Source organism: Bradyrhizobium sp. LB14.3, from assembly GCF_040547985.1.
GTDB lineage: Bacteria > Pseudomonadota > Alphaproteobacteria > Rhizobiales > Xanthobacteraceae > Bradyrhizobium.
Window position 1 is genome coordinate 25,453 of sequence record NZ_JBEPQT010000018.1, and the last position, 19,530, is coordinate 44,982.

Consider the following 19,530-nt stretch of genomic DNA (forward strand, 5'->3'; position numbering starts at 1 on the left):
AGGACGCGCGAACGAAACCATTTCCCACAGCCGCGAAGACGTCCGGAAACTGGTCATGGTTACCAATCCAGCCAACGAAATGACGGGCCGCACACTGGGCGTAGCGGCCACAGCACAGGGGACTGTCAATGATCAAGGCTCTTTCAGCGATCGCCATCTCTGCGTGTGTCGCTGCCGCTCTCACCCTCCTGCCCGGCTTCGCCCCGACCGTCGAGGCCAGCGTGCCGCAGCCGCTCGCCAAGAGCGACCGGCTCGATATCCGCACCATCGGCAAGGACTGTTCGCAGCAGGCCTGGCCGAATTTCGAGGCCTCCTGCCTCCGCCAGGTCGGTACCAAAGCCAACATCCGCGAGGCTCGCCTCGTGACCGCAGACCGTACCCCGTAGTCGGGTCTGTCAGCTTCGCGTCACAAACCCCGATATAAAGCCCAAGATAATGAAGATGGATATTTGCGACATCCCGTCGCAGACTGCCTGATGCTCGCGCCCGTCGGAATGGTCCGACGGGCGCGATCCCATCGGGGGTCGATCTTGTCCAGTACGCCCGCAGTCGCCTCCGGCCATCATCCTGACCCTGTGCCGATCGCCATGACCATGGGGGCCCTCGGGGTGGTCTATGGCGATATCGGCACCAGTCCCCTTTACGCCCTGAAGGAAGCCGCCAAGGCCGCCGCCCACGGCGGCGCAGTGACCAACGATGCTGTTCTGGGCGTTGCCTCGCTGATCCTCTGGGCACTGCTGCTCATCATCTCGCTGAAATATGCGCTGCTGATCCTGCGTGCGGACAACCGCGGCGAAGGCGGCATCGTCGCGCTGCTGGCGCTGCTGCACGCGCGCAACGCCCAACCCGGCACCTGGCGCGCCCATCTGCTGGTCGTCGGCCTCGTCGGCGCTGCGCTGCTCTACGGCGACGGCGCGATCACGCCCGCGATCTCAGTGCTCAGCGCCATCGAGGGCCTCAAGGTCGACGCCCCCTCGCTGGCGCCCGTCGTGGTGCCCGTCACCATCGTCATCCTGGTTGGCCTGTTCATAATGCAGAAGCAGGGGACCGGCTTCATTGGCCGCATCTTCGGACCGGTGATGCTGGCCTGGTTCTTCGTGCTGGCCGCGCTCGGCATCCACGGCATCGTCAAGGCGCCGGCGGTGCTGGCGGCGCTCAGCCCGCTCTATGCGTTCGAATTCCTGATCCACCAGGATTTCCATGTCTCCTTCGCGATCCTCGGCGCGGCCTTCCTCGCGGTGACCGGCGGCGAGGCCATGTATGCCGACATGGGGCATTTCGGCCGCCTGCCGATCCGGCTGGCCTGGTTCGCGATCTGCCTGCCCGCGCTGGTGCTGAACTATTTCGGCCAGGCCGCGCTCTTGATCACCGACCCCACGATGATCGAAAATCCGTTCTTCCAGCTCTGCCCCGACGCCCTGCACTATCCGCTGGTGGCGTTCTCGGCGGTTGCGACCGTGATCGCCTCGCAGGCGATCATCTCCGGCGTGTTCTCGCTGACCCAGCAGTCGATCCAGCTCGGCTTCCTTCCGCGCATGCAGATCCGCCACACCACGAGTGACGCGATCGGCCAGATCTACGTGCCCCTGGTGAACTGGCTGCTCGCCGCCGCAACGCTCGGCGCGGTCCTGAGCTTCGGCACCTCGGAGGCGCTCGCCGGCGCCTATGGCATCGCGGTGTCGCTCCTGATGGCGATCACCACGCTGCTCGCCGCCCTGGTCGCGATCCAGTGGGGCTATTCGCCGTGGCTGGTGCTGCCTGTGAACGGCTTCTTCTTCGTGATCGACCTGATCTTCTTCTCGGCCAACTCAATCAAGCTGTTCGAAGGCGGCTGGTTTCCGCTGCTGCTCGCGGCCCTCGTCGCCTTCCTGATGCTGACGTGGCGCGCCGGCGTGAAGCTGGTCGAGGTCGCGCGCGGAAAACTGCGCCAGCCCGAGGAGGATCTGATCGAGACGGCGGTCAACAAATGCAGCGCCAGACTGCCCGGGACGGCTGTGTTCCTGGCGTCGGCGCCGCGCGGCGTACCGCTGGCGCTGACCCAGTTCGTCAAGCACAACCACGTGCTGCACGAGCGTATCGTCCTCGTCACCGTGCTGATCGAGGAGCTTCCGCATATCACTGACGAGGACCGTACCGAGGTGATCGAGATCATCCCCGGCATCACCCGCGTTATCCTGCATTACGGCTTCATGCAGAACCCGACGATCTACGAAGGACTGACCCTCGCCTGCCGCCACGGCAAGCTGTCCGGCATCGACCTCTCCGACATCACCTATTATGTCGGGCGCGAGACCATCATCCCGCGCGAGGACGTCCCGGGCATGTGGGTCTGGAGAGAAACCCTGTTCGCCTTCCTCCAGCGCAACGCGGAACGCTCCGCCGCGTTCTTCGGCGTGCCGACCAAGCAGGTGGTGGAGTTCGGGACGGAGCTGGAGATTTAGCTCGATCTCGTAGCCCGGTTGGATCGCAAGCGTAATCCGGGATTCCGAACGTTCGGCAATTTGCATTCCCGGATGGCGCCATCGGTCGGCGCTTCGCGCCGACCTCCTGCTCGATTCGGGCTACGGATCACTCCCCATTCGCCCCGTTTCCACTCTCCGCTTCTTCCGTGATGTGCTCGACCGAGACGACATGCTCGTCCTCGGCGGTGTCGAACACGATCACGCCCTGCGTCGAGCGGCCGGCCACGCGGATACCTTCGACCGGGCAGCGGATCAGCTGGCCCTTGTCGGTGACCAGCATGATCTGGTCGGCCTCTTCCACCGGGAAGGAGGCCACGAGGTTGCCGTTGCGGTTGTTGACGCTCATGGCGACGATGCCTTTGCCGCCGCGGCCCGTGGTGCGGTACTCGTAGGACGAGGTCCGCTTGCCGTAGCCATTAACGGAGACGGTCAGCACGACCTGCTCGGCCGCCGACAGCTCGACATAGCGCTCCTGGGCGAGCTGGTAGCTGCCCGAGGTCTCCTCGGCCTCGGCATCCACTGCTGCTTCCTCAGTCGCGGCTTCGCCGACGACTGCACGGCGCATCTTCAGGTACGCCGAGCGCTCCTCCGATGAGGTCTCGACATGGCGCAGAATCGCCAGCGAGATCACCTTGTCGCCCTCGCCAAGCGCAATGCCGCGCACGCCCATCGAGGTACGCCCGGTGAACACGCGCACGTCAGTGACGGGGAAGCGGATGCACTGGCCGCCGGCGCCGGTCAAAAGCACGTCGTCGTGCTCGGTGCAGATCTGCACGTCGACGATAGCTTCATTTTCGTCGAGCTTCATCGCGATGATGCCGGAGCGGCGGACGTCGACGAAATCGGACAGCTTGTTGCGCCGGACGTTGCCGCCTGTCGTGGCGAACATCACGTCGAGGTTGCCCCAGGTGGACTCGTCCTCCGGCAGCGGCATGATGGTGGTGATGCGCTCGCCCTGCTCCAGCGGCAGGATGTTGATCAGCGCCTTGCCGCGCGCGTTCGGCGCGGCCATCGGCAGGCGCCAGACCTTTATCTTGTAGACCTGGCCGCGCGAGGAGAAGAACAGCATGGGCGTGTGCGTGGAGGCCACGAACAGACGGCTGACGAAATCCTCGTCGCGGGTCTGCATGCCGGCGCGGCCCTTGCCGCCGCGGCGCTGCGCGCGATAGGCCGACAGCGGCACGCGCTTGACATAGCCGGCGTGGGAGACGGTGACGACCATGTCCTCGCGCTGGATCAGGTCCTCGTCCTCGACCTCGCCTTCCTGCTCGATGATGACGGTGCGGCGCGGGGTGGCGAACTCGGCCTTCACTTCGGCGAGCTCGGTCTTGATGATGCCCAGCACGCGGTCGCGCGAGCGCAGGATGTCGAGATAGTCGGCGATCTCACCGGCGAGCTTGTCGAGCTCCTCGCGGATTTCGTCACGGCCGAGTGCGGTGAGGCGCTGCAGGCGCAGGTCGAGAATGGCCCTCGCCTGCTCCATCGACAACCGGATCGTGCCGTTCTCACTGATGCGGTGGCGCGGATCGTCGATCAGCGTCAGCATGTCCTCGACGTCCCGGGCCGGCCAGTCGCGCGACATCAGGGTGTCGCGGGCGGTGGTCGGGTCGGGCGAGGTCCGGATGACGCGGATCATTTCGTCGATATTGGCAACCGCGATCGCCAGACCGACCAGGATATGGGCGCGATCGCGCGCCTTGGCGAGCAGGAACTTGGTGCGCCGCGTGACGACCCGCTCACGGAAGTCGACGAAGATCGCCAGCAGGTCCTTCAGATGCATGATCCGCGGACGGCCGCTGTCGAGCGCAACCATGTTGACGCCGAAGCTCGTCTGCAGCGGGGTGAACCTGTACAGCTGATTCAGCACTACATCCGGCACGGCGTCGCGCTTCAATTCGATGACGACGCGGTAGCCGTCGCGATCCGATTCATCGCGCAGGTCGCCGATGCCCTCGATCTTCTTTTCCTTCACCAGCTCGGCGATGCGCTCGACCATCGTCGCCTTGTTCACCTGGTAGGGAATCTCGGTGATGATGATCGCCTCGCGCTCCTTGCGGATGGTCTCGATCGCGACCTTGCCGCGCATCATGACCGAGCCGCGGCCGAGGTGATAGGCGGCGCGGATGCCCTGCCGTCCGAGGATGACGCCGCCGGTCGGGAAATCCGGTCCCGGCACGATGTTGATGAGCTCGTCGATGGTGAGCGCGGGGTTGTCGATCAACGCGACACAGGCGTCGATGACCTCGCCGAGATTGTGCGGCGGGATGTTGGTGGCCATGCCGACCGCGATGCCGCCGGCGCCGTTGACGAGCAAGTTCGGGAACTTGGCCGGCAGGACCGACGGCTCGGTCTCGTTGTTGTCGTAGTTCGGCTGGAAGTCGACGGTGTCCTTGTCGATATCGGCCAGCAGAGCCAGCGCCACCTTCGTCAACCGGGCTTCCGTGTAACGATAGGCAGCCGGGGGATCGCCGTCGACCGAGCCGAAATTGCCCTGGCCGTCGATCAGCGGCACGCGCATGGAGAAGTTCTGCGCCATCCGGACCATGGCGTCGTAGATCGACTGGTCGCCATGCGGATGATATTTACCGATGACGTCGCCGACCACGCGGGCGGACTTGACGTACTTCTTGTCGGGCGTGTGCCCCTGCTCGTTCATCGAGTACAGGATGCGGCGATGCACCGGCTTGAGGCCGTCGCGGGCGTCAGGCAGCGCCCGCGCCACAATCACGCTCATGGCGTAATCGAGATAGGACTTCTTCATCTCCTCGAAGATGGAGACAGGGCGAATATCCGAGGGTTGCGCCGGCTGGTCGCCGGGCTTGTCGTCGTCGTCAGCCAAGGGGAAATCCGGTGAGGTTTTATCTGGGAATCATATAGCGCATCGAGGCTCGGATAACCACCCTTGCGAGGCTTGGGCAAGCGCTTTTTCCGCCTATTTTTCCAATAACTTAAGCCCTTGCGAGCCAGGTCTCGGACGGCCGCCACTCGACCTTGCAAAATCGCCTGGAACACCTGGAAAACCGTGCGGCGAACGTGCCCGTCAGCGCGCCTGCCGAGACGCAATCCAAGTTCAACCCAAACATGAAGCGGGCTCGGAAATCCGAGCCCGTCCTGCCGATTAGCGAGATTTGCTGACACGACACGAGAAGCGCCGCCCCATCCGGCTGGCGCGTCGGCATCGTGCGATAGATACGCCACGTTCTTGGAACGGGGTCGCTCAGAACGGGATATCGTCGTCCATGTCGTTGTTGCGGCCACCGCCGCCGGCGGCAACGGGGCGGCGCGGCGCGCTGCTGACCGGACCCGATGAGCCGAAATCGCCGCCCGGCTCGTCGCCGAAGCTGCCGGCTCCGCCGCCGCCGCTGCGACCGTCCAGCATCGTCAGCGTCGAGTTGAAGCCCTGCAGCACGACCTCGGTCGAGTACTTCTCGACGCCGCTCTGGTCGGTCCATTTGCGGGTCTGGAGCGCACCCTCAACGTAAATCTTGGCGCCCTTCTTCAGATACTGCTCGGCGACCTTGCAGAGCCCTTCATTGAAGATCACGACGCGGTGCCACTCGGTCTTTTCCTTGCGCTCGCCCGTCGCCTTGTCGCGCCACGTCTCCGAGGTGGCGACGCTCAGATTGGCGATCGGCCGCCCGTCCTGGGTGCGGCGGATTTCAGGATCCTTGCCGAGATTTCCAACCAGAATGACCTTGTTGACGCTTCCCGCCATCGCCGCTCTCCACTCCGAATGCCACTGAATTTGAATGCCACTGAATTTCACGAGGCGGGGCCGCGCCCGCAACCTCTGCCACCCTGCTGAGGACCCTATACGCTCGCAAGGGACGCTCAGCCCATGATCCCTCCGGTTATCCCCAAATATAGCATCTATTTGGATCTCGTTCCAGATTTGTTCCTGCAAACCCGACATTCGGTCGCTCGCGGATGCTTCATCTGCAGAAGCGTTGGATGGAACATCTGCAGAAGCGTTGGATGGAACCTTTATAGGTTCCCGCCCGAAGAGCAGAACAACTTAACATTCAGCAAGTTATTGGCGCTTTCACCGCCTGCCATTGTTGCATCCGGGCGACGGACTCTGCCGCTCGATGGAGCTACCGTGGCATCGGACTTAGTTCATATGGGCGTCACGCCTGATCAGCCGCTTCGGATCAACAAGAAGCGACGAACCTGGGGAGACTGGCAATGAATAAGCTTGTGTTTGGCGCAATCGGTGCCGTGGCGTTGGGCGTATCGGCTTCCGCAAGCGCGGCAGATCTGGCGGCGCGTCCCTACACCAAGGCTCCGGCGCCGATGGTTGCGACCATCTATGACTGGAGCGGCTTCTACATCGGCATCAACGGCGGCGGCGGGTCGAGCCACAAGTGCTGGGACTTCGTTACGCCGGTGACCGGTACATTGGTCGGCGAAGGCTGTCACAATGCGACAGGCGGCACCGTCGGCGGCCAGATCGGCTATCGCTGGCAGACGGCCAGTTGGGTGTTCGGCTTTGAAGGCCAGGGCAACTGGGCCGACTTCCGGGGCGACAACGTGAGCACACTGTTTCCGGGCACCGCTTTGGTGACCGGTGATCGCAACCGTTCTCGCATCGATTCTTTCGGGCTCATCACCGGTCAGGTCGGTTACGCCTGGAATAACGTGCTGCTCTACGTGAAGGGCGGCGGCGCCGTGGTCGGTGACAAGTACGACGTCTATGCCGCCGCAGGTACGCCCGGCGCGGGTACGCTGCTGGCTTCGGCGCGTGAAACTCGCTGGGGTGGGACGGTCGGAGCCGGTTTGGAGTTCGGCTTCGCACCAAACTGGTCGCTGGGCTTTGAGTACGACCACATCTTCCTTGGCAATCGCACGATCGGCTTCACAACGCCCGCGGGCGCAACATTCGGAAGCGACCGAATTAGCCAGGATGTCGATATGGGGCTTGTCCGCTTGAACTATCGCTGGGGCGGTCCGGTCCTCGCGAAGTACTGATCCAACTGACATCATTCAAGAACTCTAAGGCCGGCCTTCGCGCCGGCCTTTTCGTTTCCGTTCCCCGACGGGAATAACAGGTCAACAAGTGCTCCATTTTCAGGCTGCTGTGGCCGGTGGGACACACAACTTGCGGCTTTAGTGGTGTAAGAGTGACATCAGTTGGACGAGAGTGTCCGATGCCTTTCCCGAATAGGGAGGGCAACAGAAACTGGGGACTGGGATTAGTTGAAAATGAAAAAGATTTTGTTGGCTTCGGCCTGTTTGTTCGCTCTCGCTGCCCCGGCTTCGGCCGCTGATCTCGCGGCGCGCCCCTACACCAAGGCTCCGGTGGCTATGGCTTCGGTCTACAACTGGACCGGCTTCTACATCGGCGCCAACGCCGGTGGCGGCTCGAGCCACAATTGCTGGGATACGACCTCGGTGCTTGGCGCACCAGTCCCCGTCACGGCTGAAGGCTGCCACAATGCAACCGGCGCCATCGTCGGCGGCCAGATCGGCTATCGCTGGCAGTCCAGCAATTGGGTGTTCGGCCTCGAAGCCCAGGGCGATTGGGCTGACCTGAAGGGCTCGAACACCAGCTCGCCCGCCGCGTTCTTCCCGCTGGTGAACAACACCAAGATCGACGCCATCGGCCTCTTCACCGGTCAGGTGGGTTATGCCTGGAACAACGTGCTCTGGTACGTGAAGGGCGGCGCGGCCGTCACCCACAACAAGTTCAGCGGCACTCTGGGTGGCGTCACCCTCGATACCGCCAACGAAACCCGTTGGGGTGGCACGGTCGGCACCGGCATCGAGTTCGGCTTCGCTCCGAACTGGTCGGTCGCCGTCGAATATAACCATCTGTTCATGGGCAAGCACACCGACAGCTTCACCTTCCTCGGTGTGAACACCCGCAGCGACAGCATCAAGCAGGACGTGGATATGGCCACGGTTCGCTTGAACTATCGCTTCGGCGGTCCGATCGTCGCGAAGTACTGATCTGCACGACCGACGTCACATCGTTACGAAAGGCCGGCCTTGCGCCGGCCTTTTTGTTTGCGCGGTCTCCTGCAGCGTAGTTCCGCTGGCCCTCCTGCTGCCAGATGCCGCCAGCGCGCCAACAATCCGTTGACGATTCGCAAAGGCCACTGGAAATCCCTCCTCGTTCTTCCTACGTTCGCTGACATACCCATCGGCGCCGATCCCGGTTCCGGGCGAAGCGCGCCTTCAGCGTTGGCGCGATCGCGCGCCTTTGGGATTCTTGAGGACCACCAGGATGGATGAAGTGATCAAGGCGAAGCGCCAACAGCCGAACGTGGGATCAAACCTGCGCGCAATTACGATCCGTGGCGCGCGCGAGCACAACCTCAAGAACGTCGACGTCGAGATTCCCCGCGACAAGCTGGTGGTGTTCACGGGGCTGTCAGGCTCCGGCAAATCCTCGCTCGCCTTCGACACCATCTATGCCGAGGGCCAGCGCCGCTACGTCGAATCGCTGTCGGCCTATGCGCGCCAGTTCCTGGAGATGATGCAGAAGCCCGACGTCGACCAGATCGACGGCCTGTCGCCGGCGATCTCGATCGAGCAGAAGACGACGTCGAAGAACCCGCGCTCCACCGTCGGCACCGTCACCGAAATCTACGACTACATGCGCCTGTTGTGGGCACGCGTCGGCGTGCCCTATTCGCCGGCCACAGGCCTTCCGATCGAGAGCCAGACCGTCTCGCAGATGGTCGATCGCGTCTTGGTGCTGCCCGAGGGCACGCGCCTCTATCTGCTCGCGCCGGTCGTGCGCGGCCGCAAGGGCGAGTACCGGAAAGAGCTCGCCGAATGGCTCAAGAAGGGCTTTCAGCGCGTCAAGATCGACGGCACCTTCCATGAGCTCAGCGAGGCGCCGACCCTCGACAAGAAATTCCCGCATGACATCGACGTCGTCGTCGACCGCATCGTGGTGCGCGCCGACATCGGCCAGCGCCTCGCCGAAAGCTTTGAGACCGCGCTGAAACTCGCCGAGGGCCTCGCCGTCATCGAGTTCGCCGACGCGCCGGCGACCGCGCCCGCGGAAGAGAAAGAGAAAAAGAAGACCGCAAAGATCCACGACAAGAGCGGACCCGAGCGCATGCTGTTCTCGGAAAAGTTCGCCTGCCCGGTCTCCGGCTTCACCATACCCGAGATCGAGCCCAGACTCTTCTCCTTCAACAATCCCTATGGCGCCTGCCCCGCCTGTGGCGGCCTCGGTGTCGAGCAGCATGTCGATGAAGACCTCGTCATCCCCGACAAGGAGCTCCCCATTGGCAAGGGCGCGATCGCGCCCTGGGCCAAGTCCTCCTCGCCCTATTACATTCAGACGCTGACTGCGCTCGGCAAGCACTACAAGTTCACGCTGACCACCAAATGGAAGGATCTGCCGAAGAAGACGCAGAGCGCGATCCTCCACGGCTCCGGCGAGGACGAGATCAAGTTCTCGTATGAAGACGGCGTCCGCTCCTACGACACCAAGAAACCGTTCGAAGGCGTCATCACCAACATCAACCGCCGCTATCGCGAGACCGAAAGCGAGTGGGCGCGCGAGGAGCTGTCGAAATATTTCCACGACGTGCCCTGCGGAGGCTGCAACGGCTTTCGGCTCAAGCCCGAGGCGCTCTGCGTCAAGATCGGCGGCAAGCACATCGGCGACATCTCCGAGATGTCGGTGAAGGGCGCCGGCGCGTGGTTCGAGACCGTTCCGGAGGCGTTGAACGCGCAGCAGAACGAGATCGCCGGCCGCATCCTGAAAGAGATTCGCGAGCGCCTGACCTTCCTGCTCGACGTCGGCCTGAACTATCTCACGCTGTCCCGCTCCTCCGGTACGCTGTCCGGCGGCGAGAGCCAGCGCATCCGCCTGGCCTCGCAGATCGGCTCCGGACTGACCGGCGTGCTCTACGTGCTCGACGAGCCCTCGATCGGCCTGCACCAGCGCGACAACGCGCGCCTGCTCGACACGCTGAAGCGGCTTCGCGACCTCGGCAATACCGTGATCGTGGTCGAGCACGACGAGGACGCGATCCTCCTGGCCGATTACGTGCTCGATATCGGCCCCGGCGCCGGCATGCATGGCGGCAACATCATCGCCGAAGGCACGCCGGCCGAGATCATGCGCAACCCGAAATCGCTGACCGGCAAATATCTCACCGGCGAGCTCGAGGTCGAGGTGCCGGAGCGGCGTCCGCCGAACCATCGCCGCACCATCAAGGTGGTGAACGCGCGCGGCAATAATCTCAAGAACGTCACGGCCGAAATTCCGCTCGGCCTGTTCACCTGCGTCACTGGCGTTTCCGGCGGCGGCAAGTCGACGCTGCTGATCGACACGGTCTACAAGGCCATTGCCCGCAAGCTGAACAATGCCAGCGAGGGCGCCGCGCCGCACGACCGCATCGAGGGCCTCGAGCACATCGACAAGATCATCGACATCGACCAGTCGCCGATCGGCCGCACGCCGCGCTCCAACCCCGCGACCTATACTGGTGCCTTCACGCCGATCCGCGAATGGTTCGCCGGCCTGCCCGAATCGAAAGCACGCGGCTACGAGCCCGGCCGCTTCTCCTTCAACGTCAAGGGCGGCCGCTGCGAGGCTTGCCAGGGCGACGGCGTCATCAAGATCGAGATGCACTTCCTGCCCGACGTCTACGTCACCTGCGACGTCTGCAAGGGCAAGCGCTACAACCGCGAAACGCTCGAAGTCCTGTTCAAGGGCAAGAGCATCGCCGACGTGCTCGACATGACCGTCGAGGAAGCGGCCGAGTTCTTCAAGGCGGTCCCGCGCGTGCGCGAGACGTTCCAGACCCTGCATCGCGTCGGCCTCGACTACATCCACGTCGGCCAGCAGGCCACAACGCTCTCCGGCGGCGAAGCCCAGCGCGTCAAGCTCGCAAAGGAGCTGTCAAAGCGCGCCACCGGCCGCACGCTCTACATCCTGGACGAGCCGACCACCGGGCTGCACTTCCACGACGTCAAGAAGCTGCTGGAGGTGCTGCACGAGCTGGTCGCGCAGGGCAACACGGTGGTGGTGATCGAGCACAATCTCGAAGTCATCAAGACCGCCGACTGGGTCATCGACCTCGGCCCCGAAGGCGGCGACGGCGGCGGCGAAATCGTCGCCTGGGGCCCCCCGGAAGATATCGCGAAAGCGCCGCGGAGCTACACCGGCAAGTTTCTGGCCCCGGTGCTGGCGAAGGCGCGGAAGCCGAAGCGGAGACGGGCGGCGAGCGAGGCGGCGGAGTGATCTCCCTGGCCTCGAGTAGGTTGGGATGATCGACGGTCTCCGCGGCGCTATAGGGGACGGGATCGGAAACGAATCTCGTCAATCACGACATATCGGCCGAACAGTCCCTGGCCGAACTGATCTATGGCCTCCAGCAGCCGAGCTTTCACCAGCGGCCCGTTCTCTGGACCGATACGCAGCAAGATCAAGCCTGGAACGGCGTGGCCGCGACGAAAGACAAGCTCGCCAAAGTCCTTGTCAGCCGTGAGGAGAAGACGCCCCTCCTGGGACGCCAGCGCAATGACATCTACATCGCTCAGACTGGCAGCAAACTCGGCGATGTAGAGCACGTCGTGACCGGCACCGCGGAGCTCTCGAACCAAAGAGACTGTAACGCATTCGTCCGCGAGCCAGAGCACGATTCAGCGATAAATAATGTCTTCGTCGGCCAGATAGTCGGCCGCAAAGGCTTGCGCCGCCCGCACGTCAGCGGCGGTCAGCCGCGGGTGCTCCGCGATGATCGCCTCGGTGGTCATCCCCCCGCCCAGCTCGCGCAGCACGAGTTCAACCGGCACACGCGTCCCACGGATGACAGGTTTGCCGTCCATGATCGCCGGGTTGATTTCAATCCGCTCGTGCCGCATGGCTATCCCTGAATTCTGCCGAACAATAGCACGCCACATCTCGCTTGTCAGCGAACTCCAAAACCCGTCCCCCATGCCCTACACCCTCGCCATCTTCGATCTCGACGGCACGCTGGCCGACAGCTTTCCGTGGTTCCTGCGCGTCATCAACGATGTCGCCGATCGCTTCAAATTTCGCCGTGTCGCGGATGAGGATATCGAGGCTCTGCGGCATGCTTCGAGCCGCGAGATTCTGGCTCGGCTCGAGGTACCACTGTGGAAGCTGCCGGCGATCGCGCGGCATGCGCGGCGGCTGAAGGCGGAGGCGGCGGCGGAGATCTTTCTGTTTGCGGGCGTCGAGGCGATGCTGCGAACGCTCGCCGAAAACGGTGTGCAGCTGGCGCTGGTGACGTCGGACAGCGAGGCCAATGCGCGCGAGAAGCTTGGCGATTCCGCCGCGCTGTTCGCGCATTTCGACTGCGCGGCGTCGCTGTTCGGCAAGGCCGCGAAATTCCGCCGGGTCATCCACCGCGCCGGCGTAGAGCCGGACAAGGTCATCTCGATCGGCGACGAGGTGCGTGACATCGAGGCGGCGCGGGCCGTCGGGATTGCCTGCGGTGCGGTGTGCTGGGGTTATGCGGCGCCGGCGGCGCTGCGGGCGCTGGCGCCGGATCATGTGTTTGAGCGGATGGATGAGGTCGTGCGAACGTTGTCTCCAGTGCCGTAGCCCTGACGAGCGTGCACATCAATCCTCTACTCCGTCCTGCGCAAGAACGCCCCGAACGCGCGCGGGCCGTCGCCGGTCTTCACCTCGCCGATCACCTTCAGCTCGGCCGCGTCGATAATGCTGAGCGTGTTGCTCTCCCAGCAGGCGACGATGATTCGCTTGCCGTCCGCGGTCGCGGCGATGCCTTCGGGATAGTCGCCGACATTGATGCGCTTCACCGGCTTCAGCGTCGCAACATCGAACACGCTGACCGTGCCGCCATATTGGTCGGTGACGAAGCCGCGGCCCAGCGTCAGCGCCACCGCATAGGGTCGCATCCCGACCGGCACGCGGGCGATTTCGCGCGCTTCTGCAATATCGATCACGGAGACGTCGTTGGAGCCGACATTGGCGGTGTAGGCGCGCTTGCCCTCGGCATCGATGGTGACGCCGAACGGACGCGTGCCGACCTTGATGGTCGCCTTGCGCTGGCGCGTCGCGGTGTCCACCACCGAGACGCTGTCGTCGTCACGGTCGGCCGAGAGCAGCAGCTTGCCATCAGGCGTCACCGCGAGCCCCGAGGGCGAGGCGCCGACCGCAATGCTGGCCGTGACGCTGCGCGTTGCTGCGTCGATCACCCGCACCGCCGCCGCATACCAGTCCGCGACATAGACGGTCCGGCCATCAGGCGCGACGGCAATGCCGAGCGGCCCGCCGCCGACCTCGATCCGCCCCGCAACCTGCCGCGTTGCTGCGTCCACCACGGTCACGGCCTTGGCATCCGGGCTCGTCACATAGGCAAAGCGTCCGTCCGCGCTGACGGCGACGCCGGCCGGCTTGCCGCCGATCGGGATGATTGCCACGCTGCGCGCCGTGGCGAGGTCCACGACCATCAGATCGTCGCTGAGCTGGTTGGTGACGAACGCCTCTTCGGCGGATGCGTGCGCAAGGCAAAGGCCGGCGGCCAGCGCCGCCGGGACCAGCGCCCGCAGCACGGTCAGCTTCCGCTCTCGATCTTCTTCTTCAGCGCCTCGAGGCCGGCCTGATACAGCCCCTTCACCGCCTTGACCGCAGCTTCGTCGCTCAGCTCCGGCGGCGGATCGTTGTTGGGGAAGCCGCGATAGAACGCGCCGGCCCATTCCAGCGTCGAGCCCTTGCCGTCGGCGCTCGGCGTCACCGTCAGCGTCGAGGAATAATTGGTCACCGGCAGCACCTTCACGTCCACATTGGTGATCCGGTAGGAATAGGTCATGGCGGCGGCGTCGAACTTGTAGAGCTCCTCGTCGACGATCGCTCCTCCCGTCAGCATCAGCTTCCTCGTGGCGCCGATCTCGTTGCCCTTCTCGCCCTCGGTCTTGGTGACCGGCGGCAGCCAGCTCATGTCCTGGAAATTGCCCATCGCGGCCCACACCTTGGCGGGGGCGGCGTTGATCTCGATGGATTCGCGCACCTTCTGCCGGGTCGGACCGTGGGCCCAGGCCGGCGCAAACGCTGCCGTCAAAGCCGCCGCTCCCGCCGCCGTCAGCGTCGCCACCAACAACGTGCGCCGTCCAATCGTCACCCTCATCTCATTCCCTCATACGTCTCGTTGATCGTGCGCGACTTGAGGCGCGCTGCGATCATCCTAGCTCATTTTGGGGCCGAGGGGAGACCGGTACATGGCGCCGTTGCGGCGAAGATATACGCAAGCCACAACCTCTTGCGCCGCCCGGCAGGCAAAACACCCCACTGCAAGGTCAACGCCATCGCGTCAAATATTTCTCTTTATCCGTATTTCGGGTTACCGTATAGAGAGCCATCCCAACCCGGCCGAGGGGCGGATCGCGATCGTCACGAACGCGGGATGGGACGTGGTGGACGCGGGCGGTGTCGGCGCGAGGATGGTTGCAGGGCGGATCACTCCGTGAGCAGCGATCCGCGCGCACACGACCGGCGCAGCCCGCGTACGGCAAAATCGTGTGGTCCTGGCGCCCGGGGTCTGTGCGCCAAATCTTGTGGTGATGTGACGGCCCGACCAGGTCTGCAACATCAGCCATCTGCAAGGCGACGGGGGCAATAGTGCATCGCTCCCCGCGGAGATCACGACATAAGCCGTAAAACCACTGCGCAGGGAAGGCCGGTCGTTTGGCTTCACCTGTATGCCGCTGTGCAGCTTTCGTAACGCAACTTTCGCACAGTGGACCGCGGGTGCCAGCCGGCGCCCGGCCTTCCCTGCGCCCTCGGCACTTTTGGGGGCGGCAACTGCCGCAAAGCTCGGGCACGATGTGCCGCGAGAACGGGAAACCGCGCGGACTATGTGGATTGAAATACGAAGATGGATTTTGCTCCCGTGCCCCGGACGCGGCGCTACTTCAGCGGTGCGCTGCAGAGCCGGGGCCCATGCATCAGCAATCCGTCCGTGCGGCTTACTGGGTCCCGGCTCTGCACCGCACCGCTACGCGCTGCGTCGCGTCCGGGACACGAGAGTGGAGAATGCAGTCGCCTCCACTCCGTCGTTGCGAGCTCAGGCGCCGGTCGCTCATGACTCCAGCGCTTCCAGCACCAGCTCCATCGTCATCAGCACCGGATTATCGCCGCGGACCAGGCGGCCCTCGGCGATGCCGCCGGTGTAGTCGATCAGGGCGACATCGAGCGCAGCTTCGAGCGCGCCGGTGGAGCCGGGCGCAATCGCACCGGCCGTCATCGCAAGCTCGGTCGCGAACGGCTCGGTCACGCCGCCATGGGTGAAGTGCGCGCCGATGGTCGAGCCGACGCCGCCATGGAGCTTCGCACGCACGATGTCGTGCGCACGGCAGAAGTCTTCGAGACAGCCCGCAAAATCCTGATTGGGGCGCAGCCGCATCGCGAAAGCGCGGCTGGTCGTGCGCGCGCCGGTGCTCGCGGCTACGACCGGCCCGAACAGCTTGAAGTTGGTCTCGGGGTCGGGCGCGGCGGTGAACATTGCACCATCGACACCGAAGGCCTCGACCTCAAACGGCTCGGCGACATCAGTCTCGTCCGGCAGCATGTGGCCGCCACTGGCGCGACCACCATCGGCCTCCGTCCAAAGACCGTGACAATGAAAGAACGGCGCGCCATCGCGCAGGCCCAGCGTCATGCTGCCGAGCTTCGTGCGCGTCACGCCGCTGGGCTTGAAGGTCTCGCTGTAGAACGCGGCGTTCTCGCTGGTCTTCGACAGCGCCGGCATGACATAGGCGAACGGCCGCAGCGCGCCGTGCCTGAAGTTGAGCACGCCGCCGGCAAATCCCTCTGCGGCAAAACCGCGGCGCGCGGCTTCCAGCAGCGGCAGACCTGCTTGTATCGTGAAGGAGAAAGCGCGTCCCCTCGCCTCGACCCATTGGATACGCTCTGCGACGGGTGCGCCTGGCTGCTTGATACTCCGCATCGCGTAGGCTCAGCCCGCCTGTGTCTTGTCGAGATCGAGCAGCCCGCGCGCCTCGAGCTCGTCGCGCACCATGCGTTTCGGAATCTTGCCATAGCCGGATTTCGGCAAGGCCTCCCAGAAGAAGAACCGCTTCGGCATCTTGTAGCGCGGCACTTTTGGCGAAAGGAACGCCGCCATCTCCGCTTCGCTGACCGGCTTCTCGCCTTCGCGCGCCACGCAGACGGCAACGCCGACCTCGCCCCAGGTCGCATCGGGCACGCCGAGCACTGCAACCTCGCCGACGCAAGGATGGGTCAAGATCTTCTCCTCGATCTCGCGCGGATAGATGTTGGAACCGCCGGAGATGTACATGTCGGAGGCGCGTCCCGTGATGTAGACGAACCCCTCCTCGTCCATGTGACCGAGATCGCCGGTGCGGAACCATCCGTTGCGAAACGCCTTCGCGTTGGCCTCGGGGTTGTCATAATAGCCGGCAAGCACCGCAGGGCCGATCACGCAGATCTCGCCGCTCTGGTTGGCGCCGAGCTCGCGGCCCTCGTCGTCCTGGATCGAGACCTGCATGCCGGTGCGTTCGAAGCCGCAGGTGCCGATCTTCGCGTGCGGGCCGTCCTCGGGATCATGCAGCGCCGCCGGCAGCACCGTGATGTTGCCGGTGACCTCGCCCAGACCAAAATACTGCACGATGACCTTGCCAAGCTTCTTCAGCGCAGCCTTCTGGTCCTCGCGATACATCGGCGCACCGGCATAGATCACCTGGCGCAGCGAGGAATGATCGTATTTGTCGGCGGCGGGATGCTCGACCATCATCTTCAGAATGGTCGGAACGACAAAGAGATTGCTGACGTGATGCGCCTCGATCAGGCGAAACGCCTCGTCGATGTCGAATTTCTCCGTAGGCAGCAGCACAGTGCATACGCCGCGCGCGGTCTGAACCAGCTGATGCACGCCAGCGCCATGCGACAGCGGCGCCACCACCAGCGAGGCGTCCGCTTCGGTGACGCCGGGCGTGAGATCGGCGAGATGGTTGGTGACGACAAAGCCCATCTGGCCATGAGTCAGCACCGCCGCCTTGGAGCGGCCGGTGGTCCCCGATGTGAAGAAGAACCAGCAGGGATCGTCATGCTCGACGGCAGCGTTCTCGACGAGGTGACTTGCCTGCGAGGCGATGGCGTCGGCAACCGAGCGCTCACCGAACGTGGCCTTGCCGTCAATGCTCCAGGTGAATTCGAGCGCCCCGCCCTTCACGGCCGCGGCGTGCTCGGGAAAATCGACGTGGCACAGAAACGCCTTCGCGCCGGAGGCCTGCGCGAGGTAGGTGACCTCGTCCGGCATCAGGCGGAAATTGGTGGGCACCCAGACGGCGCCAAGCCGAAACGCCGCGAACATCGAAAAGAACATCTCGTCGCCATTCTTGGAATGAACCAGGATGCGGTCGCCCTTGGCGATGCCGCGCGCGGCGAGTGCTGCGGCGAGCGCCGAGACCTGCGCATCGATCTCGCGCCAGGTCCAGGATCTGTCACCCCAGACGAACCCGGGACGCGATCCATGCCGCCGCGCATTCTGGGTCAGCATGTGAGCGAGATTCATGACGCGGCGGGACATGCGCAGGGGCTGCATCGGGCTTCCTCTTCGATAGCGGACCGCGCGCAAGCCGCCCGCTCATTGCAGCCCATTTATCGCCATAGCCAGTGCCCCTGCAAGGCCGCGAGTCGCAGTGCAGCCCATCCAACCGTTCAGGAAATTTTAAATATGATCGGCGCAACCTCGCTCAGTTCTTGTGTACAGAGTGCCGCCTCATGGTCAAAGCGCCCGCCCTCCTCCTGTTGTCGCTGGCGCTTGCCGGATGTGCCGTGGGCCCGCAGGCGCATCTGGCCTCCGATCCCGCCTTCAAGCCTGCGCGCTATGCCTGGGATGGTGCGGGCGAGAATCCCAATCGGCCTCGTGCTGCCTCAGAACCAACCCGGACCGCCGCCTGGTCCGAGCGCAACAGGTCGCAAGCCGGGCTTCAGCCCTATTCGAAAGAATGGTGGCAGGCGCAGGATGGCATCGAGGCCGAGCAGGACGCCAGGGTCAACCGTTCCCTTGTCATCTGCCAGGGATGCCTGCGCCCGCAGCCGCAGCCCGAGGATTCCAGGCTCGCCAAAGCGACCGATTGAAGCATCCGGACAATCAGGGCGTGGTAAAGGTCTAACCTCGTCATCGCGCGCAATGACGGAGAGCTACAACGCCCCGAGCTTCCTCAGCTGTTCCTGCGCCGTCGGCAGGCCTGGCTTCAACTCCAGCGCCTTCCTGAAATCGGCGATCGCGCCCTGCTTGTCGCCGAGCCGCAGCTTGGCCTGTCCGCGATTGCTCCACGAGAACACGTCGGAGGGATCGTATTGCAGCGCCTTGTCGTAGTCGGAAAGGCCGCCCCTGCTGTCACCCTGATAGAGCCGGATCATGCCGCGATTGCGCCAGCCGCGCGCGTCGGTCGGCGCAACACGGATCGCCTCGCCATAGTCGGCGGCGGCACGATCGAGCTGCTCGCTGTCACGATAGACGTTGCCCCGGTCGATATAGGCAAGCAGATCGGGCGCGAGCTTGATCCGCGTGGTGTAGTCGGCGAGCGCATGTGCCATGTCGTGCTTGCGGTAATACACCAGCGCGCGATTGGCGTAGGCCATTGCGTAATTGGGATCACGCTTGATCGCGGCGTCGAAGTCGGCGAAGGCACCATCGAGGTCACCCTTGTTGAAACGCGACTCGCCGCGATTGCTGTAGGCCAGCGCCAGCGACGGATCGAGCTTGATGGCCTGATCGTAATCGGCGATGGCGCGATCATGGTCGCGCTTGAAACTGTAGACGCGGCCGCGGTTGTTGTAGGCGCAGGCGTAGCCGGGGTCGAGCCTGACCGCCTCGTCGAGATCGGACAGCGCGGCCTCGCGCTTCTCGGTGAGCCCGTGGCCGCGGTTGCAATAGGCGCCGGCGAGCCGAGATCCGCTCTCGCTCTTCGTGTCGATCACGGTCGAGCAGGCCTTGACCCGTTGGTCCGGCGTGCTGGTCAATCCCACGCAGGCCTCCCAGGCCGGACCGCCTTCGGCCGAAGCCGGCACCGGCGCCGTCGAGATCAGCGCGGCGAGCAGCGCCATCAGGCTGAGCGGGACACGCATTTTCCGGATATCTCC

The 19,530-nt window shown here is 64.3% G+C and carries 16 protein-coding genes; 7 read left to right on the forward strand and 9 right to left on the reverse strand.

Annotation, left to right across the window (positions count from 1 at the left end; genetic code table 11):
* Nucleotides 1-128: 128 nt before the first annotated feature.
* Nucleotides 129-386, forward strand: coding sequence for a hypothetical protein (locus ABIB00_RS27125; protein ID WP_354106476.1), 258 nt, complete (start codon nucleotides 129-131; stop codon nucleotides 384-386).
* 201 nt (nucleotides 387-587) lie between these two features.
* Nucleotides 588-2,441, forward strand: coding sequence for a potassium transporter Kup (locus tag ABIB00_RS27130; RefSeq protein ID WP_354106533.1), 1,854 nt, complete (start codon nucleotides 588-590; stop codon nucleotides 2,439-2,441).
* A 127-nt stretch (nucleotides 2,442-2,568) separates the two neighbouring features.
* On the opposite strand, the gene gyrA is transcribed toward ABIB00_RS27130, so the two are convergent.
* Both gyrA and ABIB00_RS27140 read right to left on the reverse strand, forming a co-directional pair.
* Complete coding sequence (gene gyrA, locus ABIB00_RS27135) at nucleotides 2,569-5,301, reverse strand: DNA gyrase subunit A (RefSeq protein ID WP_354106477.1); 2,733 nt, start codon at nucleotides 5,299-5,301, stop codon at nucleotides 2,569-2,571.
* Nucleotides 5,302-5,679: 378 nt separating this feature from the next.
* Nucleotides 5,680-6,177 carry a single-stranded DNA-binding protein gene (locus ABIB00_RS27140; protein WP_247349121.1) on the reverse strand — a complete coding sequence of 166 codons (498 nt, stop codon included), beginning with the start codon at nucleotides 6,175-6,177 and terminating at the stop codon, nucleotides 5,680-5,682.
* Between the two features lie 470 nt (nucleotides 6,178-6,647).
* Here ABIB00_RS27140 and ABIB00_RS27145 point away from each other — a divergent pair, with 470 nt between their 5' ends.
* From ABIB00_RS27145 to uvrA, 3 genes are all read left to right on the forward strand, one after another.
* On the forward strand, nucleotides 6,648-7,430 hold the full coding sequence (locus tag ABIB00_RS27145) for an outer membrane protein (RefSeq protein WP_354106478.1): 783 nt from the start codon (nucleotides 6,648-6,650) through the stop codon (nucleotides 7,428-7,430).
* A gap of 234 nt (nucleotides 7,431-7,664) precedes the next feature.
* Nucleotides 7,665-8,411 carry an outer membrane protein gene (locus ABIB00_RS27150; RefSeq protein ID WP_247446635.1) on the forward strand — a complete coding sequence of 249 codons (747 nt, stop codon included), beginning with the start codon at nucleotides 7,665-7,667 and terminating at the stop codon, nucleotides 8,409-8,411.
* A 277-nt stretch (nucleotides 8,412-8,688) separates the two neighbouring features.
* Nucleotides 8,689-11,673, forward strand: coding sequence for an excinuclease ABC subunit UvrA (uvrA, locus tag ABIB00_RS27155; protein WP_354106479.1), 2,985 nt, complete (start codon nucleotides 8,689-8,691; stop codon nucleotides 11,671-11,673).
* A 47-nt stretch (nucleotides 11,674-11,720) separates the two neighbouring features.
* On the opposite strand, the gene ABIB00_RS27160 is transcribed toward uvrA, so the two are convergent.
* Together ABIB00_RS27160 and ABIB00_RS27165 are read right to left on the reverse strand one after the other, a co-directional pair.
* The gene (locus ABIB00_RS27160) at nucleotides 11,721-12,071 is read right to left on the reverse strand and encodes a DUF5615 family PIN-like protein (RefSeq protein ID WP_354106480.1); all 351 of its coding nucleotides are present in this window, start codon (nucleotides 12,069-12,071) and stop codon (nucleotides 11,721-11,723) included.
* Between the two features lie 3 nt (nucleotides 12,072-12,074).
* Nucleotides 12,075-12,296, reverse strand: a complete 222-nt coding sequence (locus ABIB00_RS27165) for a DUF433 domain-containing protein (RefSeq protein WP_247349129.1) — start codon at nucleotides 12,294-12,296, stop codon at nucleotides 12,075-12,077.
* Between the two features lie 73 nt (nucleotides 12,297-12,369).
* Between ABIB00_RS27165 and ABIB00_RS27170 the strand changes: the two genes are divergently transcribed.
* Nucleotides 12,370-13,002: an HAD-IA family hydrolase gene (locus ABIB00_RS27170; RefSeq protein ID WP_354106481.1), complete on the forward strand. Its 633-nt coding sequence runs from the start codon at nucleotides 12,370-12,372 to the stop codon at nucleotides 13,000-13,002.
* 26 nt (nucleotides 13,003-13,028) lie between these two features.
* Here the strand turns inward: ABIB00_RS27170 and ABIB00_RS27175 are convergent, their stop codons facing one another.
* The 4 genes from ABIB00_RS27175 to ABIB00_RS27190 form a co-directional block, all read right to left on the reverse strand.
* Nucleotides 13,029-13,973: a YVTN family beta-propeller repeat protein gene (locus ABIB00_RS27175; protein ID WP_354106534.1), complete on the reverse strand. Its 945-nt coding sequence runs from the start codon at nucleotides 13,971-13,973 to the stop codon at nucleotides 13,029-13,031.
* Between the two features lie 5 nt (nucleotides 13,974-13,978).
* On the reverse strand, nucleotides 13,979-14,548 hold the full coding sequence (locus ABIB00_RS27180) for an SRPBCC family protein (protein WP_354106482.1): 570 nt from the start codon (nucleotides 14,546-14,548) through the stop codon (nucleotides 13,979-13,981).
* Nucleotides 14,549-15,499: 951 nt separating this feature from the next.
* Nucleotides 15,500-16,366 (reverse strand): PCC domain-containing protein, encoded by an 867-nt coding sequence (locus ABIB00_RS27185; protein WP_354106483.1) that lies wholly within the window; start codon nucleotides 16,364-16,366, stop codon nucleotides 15,500-15,502.
* A gap of 9 nt (nucleotides 16,367-16,375) precedes the next feature.
* On the reverse strand, nucleotides 16,376-17,983 hold the full coding sequence (locus ABIB00_RS27190) for an acyl-CoA synthetase (protein ID WP_354106484.1): 1,608 nt from the start codon (nucleotides 17,981-17,983) through the stop codon (nucleotides 16,376-16,378).
* 179 nt (nucleotides 17,984-18,162) lie between these two features.
* On the opposite strand from ABIB00_RS27190, the gene ABIB00_RS27195 reads away from it, so the two are divergent.
* Nucleotides 18,163-18,522 (forward strand): hypothetical protein, encoded by a 360-nt coding sequence (locus ABIB00_RS27195; protein ID WP_354106485.1) that lies wholly within the window; start codon nucleotides 18,163-18,165, stop codon nucleotides 18,520-18,522.
* 63 nt (nucleotides 18,523-18,585) lie between these two features.
* On the opposite strand, the gene ABIB00_RS27200 is transcribed toward ABIB00_RS27195, so the two are convergent.
* A complete protein-coding gene (locus tag ABIB00_RS27200; protein ID WP_354106486.1) occupies nucleotides 18,586-19,515 on the reverse strand; it encodes a tetratricopeptide repeat protein in 930 nt (309 codons plus the stop codon).
* Nucleotides 19,516-19,530: the final 15 nt, after the last annotated feature.